This window comes from Bradyrhizobium sp. AUGA SZCCT0158 (genome assembly GCF_018130065.1).
Taxonomy (GTDB): Bacteria; Pseudomonadota; Alphaproteobacteria; order Rhizobiales; family Xanthobacteraceae; genus Bradyrhizobium.
Genome location: NZ_JAFCME010000020.1, coordinates 88,304 through 103,301, shown reverse-complemented (window position 1 = coordinate 103,301; position 14,998 = coordinate 88,304). Strand labels below are relative to the sequence as shown.

Here is a 14,998-nt window from a genome sequence, read left to right as displayed (position 1 = left end):
AAAGGATTGGTGGGCACGGCGCAAGTGCGCCTTTGCCCACCCTACGGGCTGCCATCAAACCACCGCGCGCTGGCCGATGATCGCAAACCGCAGCTTGCCCGAAATCCAGTCGATGGCGGCGACTGCCACCAGGATCATCAGGATCAGGAATGAGACTTTCTGCCATTCCAGCACCCGGATCTGCTCGGCCAGCTGCAATCCAATGCCGCCGGCGCCGACGATGCCGATGATGGTGGCCGAGCGGGTGTTCGACTCGATGAAATAGAGCACCTGCCCTGCGATCACAGGCAGCACCTGCGGCATCAGCCCAAACCGTATTTCGTGCAGCGCATTGCCGCCGGAGGCCCGGATGCCCTCGACCTGCTTCTTGTCGGCGGCCTCGATCGCTTCGGAGAACAATTTGCCGAACGCGCCAAAGTCCGCCACCGCAATCGCCAGCACTCCCGCGAACGGCCCAAGCCCGACAACGTTGATCCAGACCAGCGCCCAGATCAGCGTGTCGACGCCGCGGATCGAATCGAGAAAGCGGCGGACCGGGAAGCGGAAGATACCCGACGGCACGATGTTCTTTGCCGCCAGCAGACTGACCGGCAGCGCGAGCAACGCGGCAAGGGTGGTGCCCAGCAGCGCGATCGACAGTGTTTCACCGAGTGCAACGAGATAGACCGGGAGCGAACCGCCGGGATCGGGCGGGATCATCATCATCGTGATCCAGCCGAGCTGGCTCAACCCGGCCAGCATCCGTGCCGGCGAAAACTCCAGCTCGACCAGCCCGAACACGAAGATCCCGAATGCTGCGAGCAGCATCGCGGGGATCGCGAGACGGGAGGAAGCCGGCCGGTCGAAAACCTCGGGATAGCGGCCACGCAGCTCTCCGGAGTCCGGTGCCAGCAACCGTGTCATGCCCGTGCCTCCTTGCCGAACAGCCGCCCGCGCGCCCATCCGGTGCCGATATCAATCAGGAACACGGTGACAATGATCATCAGCAGGATCGCACTGACGTCGGAATAAAAGAACTTTCTGACGGCGACGACGAGTTCCTGGCCGATGCCGCCGGCTCCGACGAAACCCATCACCGACGCGCCGCGCACATTGATCTCAAAGCGCAGCAATGTGTAGCTGGCAAAACCCGCCGCAACCTGCGGCACGACGGCGAAGCGGATGCACGCGATCCAGCTCGCGCCGGTCGATCGCACCCCCTCGACCGGCTTCATGTCGATGTTCTCGACGATTTCGGAATACAATTTGCCGAGCGCGCCGACCGAATGGATCATGATGGCGAGAACCCCGGCCATCGGCCCGAGACCGAACGCAATCACGAAGATCAACGCGAACACGATGTCCGGAACGGTACGGCAGAATTCCATCAGGCGGCGAATGGTAAACCGCAGCCATGGCGCCGGCGAGGTATTTTCGGCGGCGAGAAAATTGAGCGCAAAAGCAAGGATCGCCCCGGCCAGGGTACCGACGTAACTGATCAGGACGGTCTCGCCGAGCAGCGCCAGCCATTTTTTCCAGCCCCAGAACCACTCGCCGATATCGGACCAGACCCGCGCGCCGCTTTCCAGCGTGCCGATGCGGTCGAAGTAGCTGACGAAATTTCCGATCTTGTTGACGAACGTGACCGGATTCACCTCGGCGCCGATGGCGGCGATGACGAGAACGGCAAAGAATACCGCCGTTGCCAGCGTCATCCGCAGCCGCTTGCGCGCCACCGCCACACGATACGCGTCGTTGAGTGCCGCAAGTTGCTGAGCTGGAAGGATGGATACGGCTGATGTCATGGAAGGCTGCTGTGCCGGTTATGTCCTGAACGGAAAAAGGCCGGGTCGCATGGACCCGGCCTGGTCTCGCTCCGCCGATCGATCAGGACGCCTTCTTCTTGCGAAGATTGTCCACGAACTTGATCAGGTCGATCATGCCGTCCCAATCCTTTGTCGTGGCGGGATTGAAGGCCTTTTTCTGGCCGTCGGAAAGACGCTCAAAGGCGGCCTTGTCCTTGGTCGGTGCATCCGCAAACGCCTTGGCGATGGCGGCCTTCAAATCTGCCGGAAGGTCCGAATTATAGGCATAGGGCCCATTGAGAATGGGCGCGGACTTATGGACGATCCGGAAATCATCCTTCTTCATCGCTGTGCCGTCGGCGTTCTTCAGCATGCCCTTGGTCAGCATCTGGGCCAGCGTGGAGTCGTCGTCGGTGGTCCATTGATTGGCGGCGACTTCGACGGTGCCCTGCGTGAGTGCCAGGATGGCATTCTCATGGCTGCCGCTGAACACGACCTTGCCAAAATACGTGTCGGCATCGGAGACTCCCAGCTTGTCGAGTTCGAAGCGCGGCACGTTGTTGCCCGACGTCGAATTCGGATCGACCAAAGCCAGATTCTTGCCCTTCAGCTGGTCGATGTTCTTGTACGGGCTCGACGCCTTGACGAAGAACACCGAGTAATAACCCGTAGAGCCATCGGCATTGATGTCGTTGGCAAAGGCGTCGGTCTTGACGCCGGTCATCCGCGCGCGCGCGAACGACGCCGAGCCGTAGCTGGCGATATGGATGTTGCCGGAGCGCTGTCCTTCGATGACGGCGGCGTAATCGTTGGCAATGCGCAGCGTCACTTTCACGCCGAGCTCCTTGGATAGATAGGCGACGAACGGCGCCCAGCGCTCGGTCACACCCGAGGCGTTTTCCGCCGGCACGACGGCGAAGGTCAGTTCCGGATATTTGCCCTTCCAGTCCTGCGCGGAAGCGCTGGAGGCCGAAAACGCCAGCGCGGCCGCGCCGGCCAGAACGATACGACGATTGATCATGGTGTGCCCTCTTGTTGTGTTACGCATTTTTTCGGCGGTTTGCAGCTTTGCAAGCGGCCGCCCTGTTACAGAAGAACGCTCAGGCCGCCGCCGCAGTGCCCAGCTCAGGGACGGCGGCTCCATCGGGCGCATGTGCGGGTGCTGCGCCCATGACGTCGTTGGCTTCGAGATCGTAAAGCTCGCGCGCAATGAGGTCGGTCAGCGTCGCCGGCGCCCCGTCGAACACGATGCGGCCCGCGGACATGCCGATCAGGCGGTCGCAATAGGCTCGCGCCAGATCGAGCGAATGCAGATTGCAGATCACGGTGATGCCGAAATGCTTGTTGATGCGCAGCAGTGCATCCATCACGATCCTCGTGTTGCGTGGATCGAGCGAAGCGATCGGCTCGTCGGCGAGAATGATATCCGGCTCCTGCACCAGCGCACGAGCGATCGCGACCCGCTGCTGCTGACCTCCGGAGAGCTGGTCGGCGCGCTGGGCTGCAAGCGAAGCCATGTCGAACTGCTCGAGCGCCGACATCGCCAGCGCCTTGTCCCGTTCGGGCCAGGTTTGCGTCAGCGAACGCCAGGACGGGATTTCGGCGAGCCGCCCCATCAGCACATTGGTCAGCACATCGAGCCGGCCGACCAGATTGAACTGCTGAAAGATCATCGCCGAGCGCGCGCGCCACTGCCGCAAATCCTTGCCGCGCAGCGCGGTCACCTCGACGCCTTCAAACAGGATGCGACCTTCGGAAGGCTCCGCGAGGCGATTGATCATCCGCAGCAGCGTCGACTTGCCGGCGCCGGAGCGGCCGATCACGCCGACGAAGTTGCCGGGCGCGATTGAGAATGACGCATCATCCACTGCGGCTTTTGTGCCGAAACGGCACGTCAAACCTTCCACTACCAGCATGCAATGCTCCAGAATCCCACTCGTGGATCATCGCTAGCGATTGGACTTTACAGTTGTGTGACAATCACGCTGCGGTGCGGCGTCGTCCACACCCTCGTCGCCCACGCGACATCCGTCATGCAACCGTCACGAAGATGTCATCATGCCCGTCGATGACGTGCCATCGTGACACCACCTTTGTCGCGGAGAGACGCCCGTATGGCCGGCAAAATGCTTTCAGTCGACCCGACCGTCGATCCCACGGCGAAACTGCACGACACCCGGCTCGGTGCCTATTGCGAAGTCGGCGCGGGCACGATCCTGCATGAAGTGTCGATGGACGACTATTCCTACGTCGTCAATGACGCCCAGATCACCTACACTTCCATCGGCAAATTCTGCTCGATCGCGGCGATGACCAGGATCAATCCCGGCAATCATCCGATGCACCGCGCGACGCAGGCGCACTTCACGTACCGGGCCAGCGCCTATTTTTCCGGCGAGAGCGACGACGCCGCGTTCTTCGAATGGCGGCGCGCGCACCACATCCATATCGGCCATGACGTCTGGATCGGCCATGGCGCGATCATCCTGCCCGGCCGCAACGTCGGCACCGGCGCCGTGGTCGCCGCCGGCGCGATCGTGACCAAGGACGTCCCGGCCTACACCATCGTCGGCGGCAATCCGGCGCGGCCGATCAAGCGGCGGTTTTCGGAAGAGGTCGCCGGCCGGCTCGCCGAGCTTGCCTGGTGGAATTGGGACCATGAGACGCTGCGCTGCGCCCTGCCCGATTTCCGCAAGCTCACGGTCGAGGATTTTCTGGCAAAATATGAAGCAGGCACGGGCTCGGTCCGCGCGCAGATCAGGCATCAGGGGGCAGCATCGTGACTGACATTTTCATCGAAGGCGGCCGAGCCCTGCTCGGCCAAGAAATCCACGAGGCCTCACTGCGGATCGCTGGCCGTGACATCAGCGCCATCGGCGCCGACCAGGGCCGCGCTTCGCTGGGCATCGACGCCGGCGGCTTGCTGGTGTTGCCGGGGATCGTCGATCTGCATGGCGACGCGTTCGAACGGCAGATGATGCGGCGCCCGGGCGTCGACTTCCCGATCGACGTGGCGCTGATCGACAGCGACCGGCAGGCAATCAGCAACGGGATCACCACGGTCTATCATGGCACCACCTGGTCGTGGGAGCCGGGCCTGCGCTCTGGCGATAATGCAAGGCGGCTCCTGGAAGCAATCGAGTCGATGCGGCCGCAGCTTTCGGCCGATACCCGCTTCCATCTGCGTCACGAGACCTACAATCTCGACGCCGAAGCCGAGATCATCGAATGGTTGTCGGACGGGCGCATCGACCTGTTCGCGTTCAACGACCATATGGATGCGACGGTCGCCAACCTCGACAAGCCGCAAAAGCGCAGCCGCATGGTCGAGCGCACCGGGCTTTCGAACGAGGCGTTCGATTTGCTGGTGGCGAGCGTCGTCGGCCGCGCGCACGAGGTGCCGGCCTCGATCGCCCGGCTGGCGAAAGCGGCGCGTGACGCCAACGTGCGCATGCTGTCGCATGACGACGAAAGCCCCGAGATGCGGAAGGCGTTTCGGGCGCAGGGCGTCGGCATCGCCGAGTTTCCGGTCAATGAGGAAACCGCACGTGAGGCGGCAGAGGCTGGCGACTTCATCGTGTTCGGCGCGCCCAATGTCGTCCGCGGCGGCAGCCATACCGGCTGGACCAAGGCGTCCGACATGATCGCCAAGGGCTTATGCTCGGTGCTGGCGTCGGACTATTATTATCCGGCGCAGTTATTGGCAGCGTTCCGTCTTGCTGCCGATGGCGTGCTGCCGCTGGCCGAGGCCTGGCAGCTGATATCCTCAGCCCCCGCCCGAGCCGCCGGCCTCACCGATCGCGGCGTTCTCGCCGCCGGCCAGCGTGCCGACATCATCTTCGTCGATGACAGGGTGCCGTTGCGGCCGCGTGTCGTCGCCGTCATGGCCGCGGGACGCCTGGTGCATCTGACGGAGGCTGGCCGCCTGCGCAGTCCCTCAACGGCGCCGCGCAAGACGGTTGCGGCCGCCTGACGCGCCGAGTCTTTTGTCTTGACGCGTTTTCTTCACGCGAACCGGGCTCCACTTCGCTCGAAAACGCTTTAGTCTGCACCGATGTCGAATTATCCGCGTTACGCGATCTACTACGCCCCGGCGCAGGCCAGCGATCTCAACCGCTTCGGCGCGCAATTGCTTGGCTATGACGCTTTTGGCGGCGAAGACCTGCCGTTTCCGGTAGATGTCGCCAGCGCTGCGCCGGATTGGCAGGACCTGACCGCCGATCCCCGCAAATACGGCTTTCACGCCACGCTGAAGGCGCCCTTTTCGCTGGCACAAGGCAGGACGGAAGCCGAACTCCTCGCGGCGTGTGCCGCGTTCGCCGCAACGACCCGGGCGATTCCAGTGATCAGGCCGGTGGTCGGTTCGATCAGCGGCTTCATTGCTGTCATCCCGGCAGAGCCGCCGCGTGATTTGATCCGGCTTGCGGCCGACAGCGTCAGCGAGTTCGATATGTTCCGTGCGCCGCTCACTGAAGCGGACCGTGCGCGCCGCAATCCTTCCCGCCTGACATCGGCGCAGCGCGCTCATCTCGACCGCTGGGGCTATCCCTACGTGATGGAAGAGTTTCGATTCCACATGACGTTAACAGGCCGGCTTGACGCAAGCCGGCTGGAGACCGTTCTGGCGATGCTGAGGAATAGGTTTTCCACGCTCGGCCTCGAGACGCTCGCGATCGACCGGCTCGCGCTATTCCGTCAGGACAGCGCGGATTCCCGCTTCCGGATCGCCAGGCAATTCGTCCTCATGCCAGGCCAGGGTTAGGCGCATCCGCATTGCCGCCGCGTCAGGCGGATCAGATGTGTTGAGACAGCACTTGCTTCTGCCGTCCATCCGGCCGCGGGTCGATATCCACCGACCATAGATCCCGATTGTCGACATCCTTCAAGGTCACCGTCATGACCTCCGAGCGGCCATCGATATCAACCCGGCCGAAGAACTGAAGTCCGAAACACGGCGCGAGGTTTTCGCCCTGCTCCGCGCTGCAGCCTTTTTGGAACGCCACCGCCGGTCCGAACGTATTGTCCAGCGGAGCCGGCGCCCAGGTCCCCGCATGCAGTGGCCCGGAGACGAACTCCCAGAACGGCTCGAAATCCTGGAATACCGCGCGGTTCGGATGGTAGCGATGTGCGGCGGTATAATGCATGTCGGCCGTCAGCCACACAGTGTTGCTGATGCCCATGCGCTTCATGAAGGACAGCAGATCGGCAATCTCGCATTCGCGCCGCTCCGGCGGGCCGTCGCCAAGCGCGATCGCATCCTCGCTGATCAATCCGATCGGCATGTCGGCGGCGATGACCTTCCAGGTCGCATCGGACGCCGTGAGTTCACGCTTCAGCCAGGCCAGTTGCGCCGGGCCGAGAATGCAGGTGTCGCTGCGGTCGTCGCGATTATTCCACGTCGAATCGCGGTAGCTGCGCATGTCGATCAGAAAGACGTCGAGCAGCGGCCCATAGGCGACCTTGCGATAGATCCGCCCCGCCTGCCCAGCCAGGTTGCGGATCGGCATGAATTCATGGAACGCGCGGGCCGCCCGCGCCACCAGGTGAGAGCTGCCGTCTTCGGCGTAGCCGGTCTCGTCGGCGGTGCCGATCGGTGCCCAGTCATTGGTCACTTCATGATCGTCCCACTGCGCGAGCATCGGCACTTGCGCGTTGAAGGCGCGCAGATTCTCGTCGAGCAAATTGTATTTGTAGTTGGCGCGATATTGCGCGAGGCTGTGGGCAACGACGGATTTGTCTTCGGTGACGATGTTCCGCCACAAGCCTCCGTCCGGCAACTTCAATTCGGCTTCGATCGGACAGTCGGCGTAGATGTGATCGCCCGAATGGATGAAAAAGTCCGGGCGGTTTTCGAGCATGGTCTTGTAAGTCCGCATGCCGCCGCGGGCGGGATCGATGCCCCAGCCCTGGCCGGCGGTATCGCCCGACCAGACAAAGGATACCGCGTGTCGCGCCACCGGCGCGGTACGGAAATGGCCGACCTGTGCCTCACCCGAGATCCCGGACTCGCCGATATCAGCGAAACGCACCCGGTAGAAAATATCCCGCCCCGGAGGAAGGCCATCGAGCAAAAGCTTCGAGGTGAAGTCATGCTCGGGCAGCGCTTCCGACGATGCGACGCGAAGGATGGACTTGAAGCTCTCGTCGATCGAGCACTCCACCTGCATGCGCGCGGCCCGATCGGCCCTTGCCCATATCACCGCGGAATCGGCCGAGACGTCGCCTGACGCGATCCCGCCGGCGATGTGCGGACGATCCGCGGCGCGGCTGAGATAGGGCTTGGCAACACTTCCCAACGCTGCGACCGCGGCCGTGGATGCGGATCGAACCAGCAATTGACGTCTGGTCAAGCCTTGTCCAGTCAGATCTTGCTTCGCGCGTATTCCAATCGGCATTCAAGGCATCCTCGTCGAATCGCGACGAAGGGTGCCTGTCCAAATTGACCGCAGCCCGAAGGTTTTGCGACAGTCGGATGAACCGCGCGGCAGCTACAGAATGAAGGTGTTCGCAATCTCAGCGGTGAAAAGATCGCCGTCGGTTGCTGACCGGCTGTGCGGATGTGTGGGTGAGGTAGACGAGGCCCGGAGTGCCTAGGAGTCCGGGCCTCGTGAGCCTCCAGTGGAATGGCGTTCACTGTGATGAGCGAACGCGCTGCCCCCCGCTGTTAGCGACGCCGTTATAGATTGCGAAACCGCGCGCCGCTAACCCGGACGAATACGGATGTCCAGATTGCGATCATCGTGCGCTGCGTGAGAGGACCGCCAACGCAAAGGTTGCTAAACGCATCGCCGCACGCCTTGTGCCGCCAGGAGCATTTCAAATGAAACCGATTTTATCCGCGTTGATTGTGCTTGGACTATCGCTCGCCGCCGCGCCCGCCTTGGCCGCCGACAACCGCAACGTCTCGGTCATCAACGAGACCGGCTATGCGATCAAGTTTTTGGGTTTCAATTCGCCCGATGACGGCCTCGACGAATGGGAGAACGAACTCGACAGGACCCTGAAGAACCAGGACACCGCTTACGTTGAATTCGATGAGGACGAGGACGAGGACGGCTGCGTCTGGAACATCAAGGTGGATTGGGCGAATTACGATGAATCGGTGCTCTGGAAGAACGTCAATCTGTGCAAATTCAACGTGCTCAGGCTGCGCTACGATTCCGGGACCAAGACGACGTCATTCATCGCTGAGTAATCGATTGGTCGCGTGTGCACGAAACGCAGGCAGCATTGCTTACAAAATCGTCTTGCCCGGAACTGTTCGATAGGGCTGATTTCACGCGGGTCCTTGGCGCGACACCTGGGCAATCCCCAGCCTCGCACCATCTTTCCCATTCGCCCCCGCCGACCCTCAGGGACGGCGGGGGTTTCATTCTTGGAATCTCCGGAATCCGCAGCGGCGGGCAACAACACCGTGCCCCGTTGAGCCAGCCCCCACGATCCGCAATCAAGCCTGCGAATCGGATATTTTGGAAGAGAATCGGCCATAACGCGTTGAACGTTCCTCCCGCTCTCAATCGGAGCAGCGCACGCCATGAACCGAAACATGCATTGCCCGCATTTTCTTTGGAATAATGGGCCCCGCGCGGTGTTCCGGCCTCCGATGCTGCAATTTGTGATCTTCAAGCGCCGCCGGAACTTTTGCTGGCAAGTGCGCGATCAGAGCGGGAAAATGATTGCAGGCGGACGGGAGAAAACCCGGCCCGCCGCCCGCTATCACGCGTATCGCGCCTTGTTCCTTGTGCTTTCCACCGGCTGGAAGGCGAACGATCTGCAACCGCATTAGGCAGGGCTCCTGCCGATCGCATGGCCTTGTCCCAAGGCAGCGTCAAGGCAGCGTCCCGAGGCAACGCGCCCCCTAGCAGCCCCGACATATCCCGGTGAACTTGCTGGTCTCAACCCGGCCGCGCGGGCGCACGGGTGGCCTCTTTGACCTTGCCTGGCGCGGAACGGTGATCCGTTGCGACGCCCCCGCATAGGGCGGCACGACCACGCGCGAACCCGAGGGCGACGCGTTCACCGAACCGGAGCCGATGATCGGCGCCGGCGTGTTGGTGCCGGGCGGCGGGATCCGGGAAGCGTTTCCGATTCCGCTCGGGTCGCCGACCGCGCTGGGATTGGCCGGACCGTAAGGTATGCCGCTGATCGCAGAATTGCCCGCTCCGGCCGAGCCGGCAGGCGGCGGGAACTGCGCGAACGCGGTGCCGGGCACGATCAGGCTGACAAGCATCGCAAAGCCAACAAGCGCCGAATGGCCGGACATTGAATCTCCAGGGAAAGCTGTGGGCCCAACGTTCATGTGGGGCGCTCGTTCCGGGGGTAAAGGTCGCGCCCGTCAATTACCGGAGTAGGCATCTGTAAACGAATCAGACGTAACTTGGCGGCGATCACATCTGGAGATTCGGCGGCATGAACCAGCCCGTAATCCGTGATAATGATATCCGCGCCCTGCAGGAATGGCTGCGCTCGGCCTGGCAGCAACTGGCCGATCCCTCCCTCACCGCCTTTACGCGCCGCGAACTGCGCAATCAGATGAAGCAATGCAGCGCCGACCTGCGAACCCAGCTTCAATTGGTGGCGACGCGCCAGTCACAGCCGGCCAAGGACCAGCCCCGCACCCGCGGCCGGCCGGAGCTTCGTATCCTCACTTGACCCCTTGGGGATCCCATTGGGATCACGCGCCAACCGGCAGCGCGCCGTCGCGGGCCTATGATCGAACGCGCGGATTGCACGGAAGTCGGCGAGGAAGCTGCCAGTGACGAGAGTGACAGTTTTCTCGGCGGCCTTGTGCGCGCTGCTCGCGACGTCGGCATCGGCCCAAGGTCCGGCCCCCACGACTTTCAAGGTGATCTCGCCGATCTTCGGTCAACTCGTCATGTTCAGCTTGCCCGCCAGTTTCGCCACGGTGTTCGAGAACACCAAGGGGACGAACTATGTCCGCGAGGCCGTGCTGAAGGGCGAGACCGTCAAGAGCTGGACCCAGATGATCACGGTGACCGGCGCCAAGGGGGCCGCCGGCAACGCCGGGGTTTCGCCGGAGCGCTTTGCGGGCTCGATGGTCGGTGGCTTCAAGTCGGCCTGCCCCGACACCTTCGCAGCGCAAGGATTTGGCCCGGCCAAATTCGGCGATCAAGATGCGTATGTCGCGGTGGCAAGCTGCGGCCGGGTCGAAACCAGCGCCGACAAACACAGCGAAACCACCCTGATCGTCACCGTCAAAGGCAGCGCCGATTACTACACGGTGCAATGGGCCGAACGCACGCCGGCGACTGGGCGAAGCACAATTGACGAGACCAAATGGCTGGAGCGGTTGCGCCAATTGCAGCCGATTCGTGTCTGTCCGATCGTGCCCGGCGAGCCCGCGCCCTACCCGAGCTGTGCCAGCAGGAACTAATTGCGGCGTCGGCAGGCCGACTTGCCCGGTGCGCCCTTTCGTTGATAACCCTGACTGTTGATAACCCGGACTAGCCGACCCCGGCGGCGAGTCTGACGGCTTTGGTGTGCTATCCGCATATCGGCCTGACTAACGACGGACGGAACATATGCGGATCACCCTCGTCGGCTCCCGCCATTTCGGCGTGACGACCTTCACCATGCTGCGCGAACACGGCGTCGAAATCGCGAGGATCGTCGTCCACGACAACGAAGACCGGCTGGCCGCCGCAGCGAGGGCCGCCGGCGTTGAGGTCGTCGTGCAGGCCGACGCCAGATTCGTCTCGGCGGCGGAAATCGCCCCCGACAGCGACCTGATCGTGACGGCCCACAGCCACGCCCGCATCACCCGCGAGGCGCTCGCCGTCGCCAAGCTCGGCGGCATCGGCTATCACCCCTCGCTGCTGCCCCGGCACCGCGGCATCGCCGCGGTCGAATGGACCATCAAGGAAGGCGATCCGATCGCCGGCGGCACCATCTACCACCTCGCCGACCGCATGGACGCCGGCGCGATCGCGGCGCAGGAGTGGGTTTTCGTCAAGAAAGGCGAGACCGCACGCGAGCTCTGGGAGCGCGCGCTGGCTCCACTCGGCCAAAAGCTGCTCGGCGAAGTCATCGATTACGCCAGGATCCACAAGACCCTGCCGGCCCGGCCCCAGGACGAGCAATTCGCCACCCTCGCGCCAAAGCTATCCGACGCCAGGCACTGACCAAACGGGGGAATATCCGGCCGTTTCAACCAGTTAAGCATTCCGGCCCCGAATCATGGCCCGAAAAAGAGCCCATTATGCGCTTTTATTCGTTCCGAGGCCGGAACCGGATTCACCTTGATGTGTTTGAGTGCACAGGAACTTTCCGCGTTTTTGCGGCGCACCAAAGTTTGAACACATTGTGACCGGATAACGCGCTCATCACACACATCTTTCGGGGATTTGATCCATGCGTTCGAACCGCATCAGCAAGCTTTTTTTGACTTCGTTTCTTGCCACCGCAGCCTTCGCGGCCGCTCCCGCCGCCGCCGCGCAGCCCTATGACGGGCTTTGGCAGGTTACCGTCGTCACCAAAACCGGCAGCTGCGATGCGCGCACCGCCTCAACCGTCACGGTCAGCGACGGCAAGGTAACGGGGTCCGGCGCCCCGGTTTCCGGAACCGTCAGTTCCGGGGGACTTGTGCGAGTCTCGATCAATGGTGCATATGCGAACGGTCAACTCAGTGGCAACTCCGGATCGGGGAAATGGAATGGGGCATCAGCTGGTGTACCGTGTAGCGGTCGATGGGAAGCCTCCCGTCAGTAAGACAGGCCGAACATCAGATTTCTTCGCCTATCCGCGGCGGCTGACAATTGCAGCCGTCGCGTTTTTTATGACTTCGCTTGCAGTCCCAGCAAGTTATGCCCAGTCCTCCGGGCCCTACGCCGGCATGGCCGGCAAGTGGGCCGGCGCCGGCACCGTCACGCTGGACGACGGATCGAACGAACGCATCCGCTGCCGCGCGGTCTATGACGTTGCGGGCGCCAAGATGGACATGAGCCTCACCTGCGCGAGCGACGCCTATCGGTTCAACCTGACGGCCAACGTGGTCGACCAGGGCGGCGCGATTGTCGGGCAGTGGAGCGAAACCAGCCGCGGCATCACCGGCAGCCTGCAGGGCCGCGGCGGCGGTGGCAATTTCCAGGTCACGGCCGTCACCGCCGGCTTCAACGCCAACATCGCGCTCAAGACAGCCGGCAACAAGCAGTCCGTCAGCATCCGGGCCGACAGCCAGTTCCGCGCCGCCAATATTTCGCTTTCGAAGTAAAACCGCAGCGGTCCGACCGCACTCTCCCGAATACCAAATCGCCCGCTGAAGAGCGGGCGATTTTCGTTATGATCGGTATTTGCGGTGACTAGCCGGTTTTGGGCGTCTCCAGCCTCGCAGCAGTATCCTTGATGGTCTTTGCGATCAGCAGGGCCTGTTCCTTGTTGAAGGCAAAATCCTGCACCCCGTTATGGGTCGTGAGCGACAGCACCATGATGTCGGGTTGGGCTTCGGGCCAGCCGGTTGCAAAGGCCGTCACGAAACTCGCTGAAGTCGATCGGGCTTCTGAAGTCGAGCGGTTGGTCATGGACTATGTTTCCTGTGTTGTTCGGGTGCGCCTCAAGTCCGATTCAGGATTTGGGCACTTGAGATCTGGGCACGTAAGCGGTGACTTCGAGTTCGACCTTGGCCCTGACATCGACCAGTCCGTCGATATAGAGCAGCGTCGATGGCGGGAAGTTGCGACCGAGCGTCTCCTTCCAGGCCGCGCCGATGCCGGCGCCCGCCGCCTCATATTCGCTGCGGCTGGTCAGATACCAGGTCAGGCGGACGATGTGTTCGGGACCGGCCCCTGCCTCGCCGAGCAGCTTGATGACCCGTTTCAGCGCCGTGCCGACCTGCGCGGCCATGTCGGGGTGATAATCGCCCTTCTCGTCGCCGCCGGTCTGGCCGGCCAGCACGATCCATTTGCCTGGACCGTCGACCTCGACACCGTGTGAAAAGCCGCGGGGTTTCGACCATTCGGCCGGTTGTAGGATACGCATGGATGAGTCCTCCTGAGACGGGCGATCCTTAGCACCGATCCGGCGCCGCCTCCCACAGCGAAATTGGCGCCCGCGCATCGCTGCGTCCGCAGATTTGCACGTTGCAAATCGCCGGGCGCTCGCCGATACCGGCCTGCCCCTCCAAGTCAACCAACTCAGCCGTCAGCATGGACCGCACACCTTCCAAATCACTGGCCGCGCTGTGGATGTCGGGCTGGCTCGCCTTGATGCTGATTATCGTGGTCGCTGGCCGCGAGGCGATGCGGGAACTGAATGTGTTCCAGCTGATGGAGATGCGCACCATCCTCGGGTTCTTCATGCTGTATCCGCTGATCCGGGCCAGCGGCGGGTTCTCGGTGTTGAAGACCGCTCGGCTGCACATGCATGTCGTGCGCAACATCATTCACTACGGCGCGCAACTCGGCTGGTTCTTCGCGCTGACGCTGATCCCGATCGGTCAAGTCGTTGCGATCGAATTCACGATGCCGATTTGGACCGCGATCCTGGCGGCAATGTTTCTCGGCGAACGCATGACGGTGTGGAAGGTCGCCGCCATTGTGCTCGGAGTCGTAGGCGTCGTGATCATCGTTCGTCCCGCCACCGGCGAAGTCAATCCGGGACAATTGATTGCGCTCGCCGCCGCCGTGGGCTTCGGCGTTTCGGTCGCGATGGTGAAGTCGCTGACCCGCACCGAGCAGGCGGTCGCGATCATCTTCTGGATGCTGGTGGTGCAATCTGTGGCCGGATTTATTCCCGCGCTCTACGTCTGGAAGTGGCCCCCGGCCTATATCTGGGGTTGGGCGGCAGTGATCGCGTTTTGCGGCACATTCTCGCATTACTGCATGGCGCGGGCGTTGCGGCACGCCGATGCAACGGTCGTGATCCCGATGGATTTCCTGCGGGTTCCCTTGACCGCCACCGCGGGCTGGCTGATCTATTCGGAGCGGCTCGACCTGTTCACCGTGCTCGGCGCCATCCTGATCCTGGCCGGCAATCTGCTGAACTTGCGCCCGACCAATCCGGTTCCCGCGCGGGCAGCAACCTGAATTTGGATTTTACCCACCAAATTGTGATCTGGATCTCATGAGATATTGGATAGATTCAATAGCTTAAGAGCGAATCATACGGCTCCCGGATCTGGGCAGGCTGCCCATTTTTCTGGCGCGGTGTGTATTTTTTTCGTGTAACCTGCGGCCAACGTTGCCGCCGAAATCTTTTTC

Annotated in this window: 19 protein-coding genes; 10 read left to right on the top strand and 9 right to left on the bottom strand. The window is 62.5% G+C overall.

What is annotated here, in order from left to right:
* Positions 1-54: 54 nt before the first annotated feature.
* From phnE (JQ574_RS25850) to phnC, 4 genes are all read right to left on the bottom strand, one after another.
* A complete protein-coding gene (gene phnE / locus JQ574_RS25850; RefSeq protein WP_212210376.1) occupies positions 55-903 on the bottom strand; it encodes a phosphonate ABC transporter, permease protein PhnE in 849 nt (282 codons plus the stop codon).
* Positions 900-1,784, bottom strand: coding sequence for a phosphonate ABC transporter, permease protein PhnE (gene phnE, locus JQ574_RS25845; RefSeq protein ID WP_212210377.1), 885 nt, complete (start codon positions 1,782-1,784; stop codon positions 900-902). The genes phnE (JQ574_RS25850) and phnE (JQ574_RS25845) overlap by 4 nt, the downstream gene beginning before the upstream one ends.
* An 82-nt stretch (positions 1,785-1,866) precedes the next feature.
* Positions 1,867-2,805, bottom strand: a complete 939-nt coding sequence (phnD, locus tag JQ574_RS25840; protein ID WP_212210378.1) for a phosphonate ABC transporter substrate-binding protein — start codon at positions 2,803-2,805, stop codon at positions 1,867-1,869.
* Between the two features lie 79 nt (positions 2,806-2,884).
* Positions 2,885-3,700 (bottom strand): phosphonate ABC transporter ATP-binding protein, encoded by an 816-nt coding sequence (phnC, locus tag JQ574_RS25835; protein WP_212210379.1) that lies wholly within the window; start codon positions 3,698-3,700, stop codon positions 2,885-2,887.
* A 198-nt stretch (positions 3,701-3,898) separates the two neighbouring features.
* Between phnC and JQ574_RS25830 the strand changes: the two genes are divergently transcribed.
* The 3 genes from JQ574_RS25830 (at position 3,899) to JQ574_RS25820 (ending at position 6,546) form a co-directional block, all read left to right on the top strand.
* Positions 3,899-4,567 (top strand): DapH/DapD/GlmU-related protein, encoded by a 669-nt coding sequence (locus tag JQ574_RS25830; protein ID WP_212210380.1) that lies wholly within the window; start codon positions 3,899-3,901, stop codon positions 4,565-4,567.
* Positions 4,564-5,757, top strand: coding sequence for an alpha-D-ribose 1-methylphosphonate 5-triphosphate diphosphatase (locus JQ574_RS25825; protein WP_212384000.1), 1,194 nt, complete (start codon positions 4,564-4,566; stop codon positions 5,755-5,757). Before JQ574_RS25830 ends, JQ574_RS25825 begins: the two co-directional genes overlap by 4 nt.
* A gap of 81 nt (positions 5,758-5,838) precedes the next feature.
* Positions 5,839-6,546, top strand: a complete 708-nt coding sequence (locus JQ574_RS25820; protein ID WP_212210382.1) for a DUF1045 domain-containing protein — start codon at positions 5,839-5,841, stop codon at positions 6,544-6,546.
* Positions 6,547-6,577: 31 nt separating this feature from the next.
* On the opposite strand, the gene JQ574_RS25815 is transcribed toward JQ574_RS25820, so the two are convergent.
* Positions 6,578-8,179 (bottom strand): alkaline phosphatase, encoded by a 1,602-nt coding sequence (locus JQ574_RS25815; RefSeq protein WP_212210383.1) that lies wholly within the window; start codon positions 8,177-8,179, stop codon positions 6,578-6,580.
* Between the two features lie 425 nt (positions 8,180-8,604).
* Between JQ574_RS25815 and JQ574_RS25810 the strand changes: the two genes are divergently transcribed.
* Complete coding sequence (locus JQ574_RS25810; RefSeq protein WP_212210384.1) at positions 8,605-8,979, top strand: hypothetical protein; 375 nt, start codon at positions 8,605-8,607, stop codon at positions 8,977-8,979.
* A gap of 318 nt (positions 8,980-9,297) precedes the next feature.
* Here the strand turns inward: JQ574_RS25810 and JQ574_RS25805 are convergent, their stop codons facing one another.
* Positions 9,298-9,567 (bottom strand): hypothetical protein, encoded by a 270-nt coding sequence (locus JQ574_RS25805; protein ID WP_212210385.1) that lies wholly within the window; start codon positions 9,565-9,567, stop codon positions 9,298-9,300.
* Between the two features lie 75 nt (positions 9,568-9,642).
* Complete coding sequence (locus JQ574_RS25800) at positions 9,643-10,047, bottom strand: hypothetical protein (protein ID WP_212210386.1); 405 nt, start codon at positions 10,045-10,047, stop codon at positions 9,643-9,645.
* 146 nt (positions 10,048-10,193) lie between these two features.
* Here JQ574_RS25800 and JQ574_RS25795 point away from each other — a divergent pair, with 146 nt between their 5' ends.
* The 5 genes from JQ574_RS25795 to JQ574_RS25775 all read left to right on the top strand — a co-directional run bounded on the left by JQ574_RS25795 (position 10,194) and on the right by JQ574_RS25775 (position 13,014).
* Complete coding sequence (locus JQ574_RS25795; protein WP_212210531.1) at positions 10,194-10,436, top strand: hypothetical protein; 243 nt, start codon at positions 10,194-10,196, stop codon at positions 10,434-10,436.
* Between the two features lie 103 nt (positions 10,437-10,539).
* Positions 10,540-11,178 (top strand): hypothetical protein, encoded by a 639-nt coding sequence (locus JQ574_RS25790; protein WP_212293448.1) that lies wholly within the window; start codon positions 10,540-10,542, stop codon positions 11,176-11,178.
* A gap of 148 nt (positions 11,179-11,326) precedes the next feature.
* Positions 11,327-11,926, top strand: a complete 600-nt coding sequence (locus tag JQ574_RS25785; RefSeq protein ID WP_212210387.1) for a formyltransferase family protein — start codon at positions 11,327-11,329, stop codon at positions 11,924-11,926.
* Between the two features lie 229 nt (positions 11,927-12,155).
* Positions 12,156-12,512, top strand: coding sequence for a hypothetical protein (locus tag JQ574_RS25780; protein WP_212210388.1), 357 nt, complete (start codon positions 12,156-12,158; stop codon positions 12,510-12,512).
* Positions 12,457-13,014 carry a hypothetical protein gene (locus JQ574_RS25775; protein WP_409363423.1) on the top strand — a complete coding sequence of 186 codons (558 nt, stop codon included), beginning with the start codon at positions 12,457-12,459 and terminating at the stop codon, positions 13,012-13,014. Before JQ574_RS25780 ends, JQ574_RS25775 begins: the two co-directional genes overlap by 56 nt.
* Positions 13,015-13,102: 88 nt before the next feature.
* Here the strand turns inward: JQ574_RS25775 and JQ574_RS25770 are convergent, their stop codons facing one another.
* Both JQ574_RS25770 and JQ574_RS25765 read right to left on the bottom strand, forming a co-directional pair.
* Positions 13,103-13,321, bottom strand: a complete 219-nt coding sequence (locus JQ574_RS25770) for a hypothetical protein (RefSeq protein WP_212210390.1) — start codon at positions 13,319-13,321, stop codon at positions 13,103-13,105.
* Positions 13,322-13,364: 43 nt separating this feature from the next.
* Positions 13,365-13,778, bottom strand: a complete 414-nt coding sequence (locus JQ574_RS25765; protein ID WP_212210391.1) for a RidA family protein — start codon at positions 13,776-13,778, stop codon at positions 13,365-13,367.
* 167 nt (positions 13,779-13,945) lie between these two features.
* Here JQ574_RS25765 and JQ574_RS25760 point away from each other — a divergent pair, with 167 nt between their 5' ends.
* Positions 13,946-14,824, top strand: coding sequence for a DMT family transporter (locus JQ574_RS25760; RefSeq protein ID WP_212210392.1), 879 nt, complete (start codon positions 13,946-13,948; stop codon positions 14,822-14,824).
* Positions 14,825-14,998 lie beyond the last annotated feature (174 nt).

What these genes read in the sequence shown, in the direction of transcription:
- phnE (WP_212210376.1), bottom strand. Translation starts at nt 903, where the DNA reads ATGACACGGTTGCTGGCACCGGACTCCGGAGAGCTGCGTGGCCGCTAT.
- phnE (WP_212210377.1), bottom strand. Translation starts at nt 1,784, where the DNA reads ATGACATCAGCCGTATCCATCCTTCCAGCTCAGCAACTTGCGGCACTC.
- phnD (WP_212210378.1), bottom strand. Translation starts at nt 2,805, where the DNA reads ATGATCAATCGTCGTATCGTTCTGGCCGGCGCGGCCGCGCTGGCGTTT.
- phnC (WP_212210379.1), bottom strand. Translation starts at nt 3,700, where the DNA reads ATGCTGGTAGTGGAAGGTTTGACGTGCCGTTTCGGCACAAAAGCCGCA.
- JQ574_RS25830 (WP_212210380.1), top strand. Translation starts at nt 3,899, where the DNA reads ATGGCCGGCAAAATGCTTTCAGTCGACCCGACCGTCGATCCCACGGCG.
- JQ574_RS25820 (WP_212210382.1), top strand. Translation starts at nt 5,839, where the DNA reads ATGTCGAATTATCCGCGTTACGCGATCTACTACGCCCCGGCGCAGGCC.
- JQ574_RS25815 (WP_212210383.1), bottom strand. Translation starts at nt 8,179, where the DNA reads ATGCCGATTGGAATACGCGCGAAGCAAGATCTGACTGGACAAGGCTTG.
- JQ574_RS25810 (WP_212210384.1), top strand. Translation starts at nt 8,605, where the DNA reads ATGAAACCGATTTTATCCGCGTTGATTGTGCTTGGACTATCGCTCGCC.
- JQ574_RS25805 (WP_212210385.1), bottom strand. Translation starts at nt 9,567, where the DNA reads ATGCGGTTGCAGATCGTTCGCCTTCCAGCCGGTGGAAAGCACAAGGAA.
- JQ574_RS25800 (WP_212210386.1), bottom strand. Translation starts at nt 10,047, where the DNA reads ATGTCCGGCCATTCGGCGCTTGTTGGCTTTGCGATGCTTGTCAGCCTG.
- JQ574_RS25795 (WP_212210531.1), top strand. Translation starts at nt 10,194, where the DNA reads ATGAACCAGCCCGTAATCCGTGATAATGATATCCGCGCCCTGCAGGAA.
- JQ574_RS25785 (WP_212210387.1), top strand. Translation starts at nt 11,327, where the DNA reads ATGCGGATCACCCTCGTCGGCTCCCGCCATTTCGGCGTGACGACCTTC.
- JQ574_RS25780 (WP_212210388.1), top strand. Translation starts at nt 12,156, where the DNA reads ATGCGTTCGAACCGCATCAGCAAGCTTTTTTTGACTTCGTTTCTTGCC.
- JQ574_RS25775 (WP_409363423.1), top strand. Translation starts at nt 12,457, where the DNA reads ATGGGGCATCAGCTGGTGTACCGTGTAGCGGTCGATGGGAAGCCTCCC.
- JQ574_RS25770 (WP_212210390.1), bottom strand. Translation starts at nt 13,321, where the DNA reads ATGACCAACCGCTCGACTTCAGAAGCCCGATCGACTTCAGCGAGTTTC.
- JQ574_RS25765 (WP_212210391.1), bottom strand. Translation starts at nt 13,778, where the DNA reads ATGCGTATCCTACAACCGGCCGAATGGTCGAAACCCCGCGGCTTTTCA.
- JQ574_RS25760 (WP_212210392.1), top strand. Translation starts at nt 13,946, where the DNA reads ATGGACCGCACACCTTCCAAATCACTGGCCGCGCTGTGGATGTCGGGC.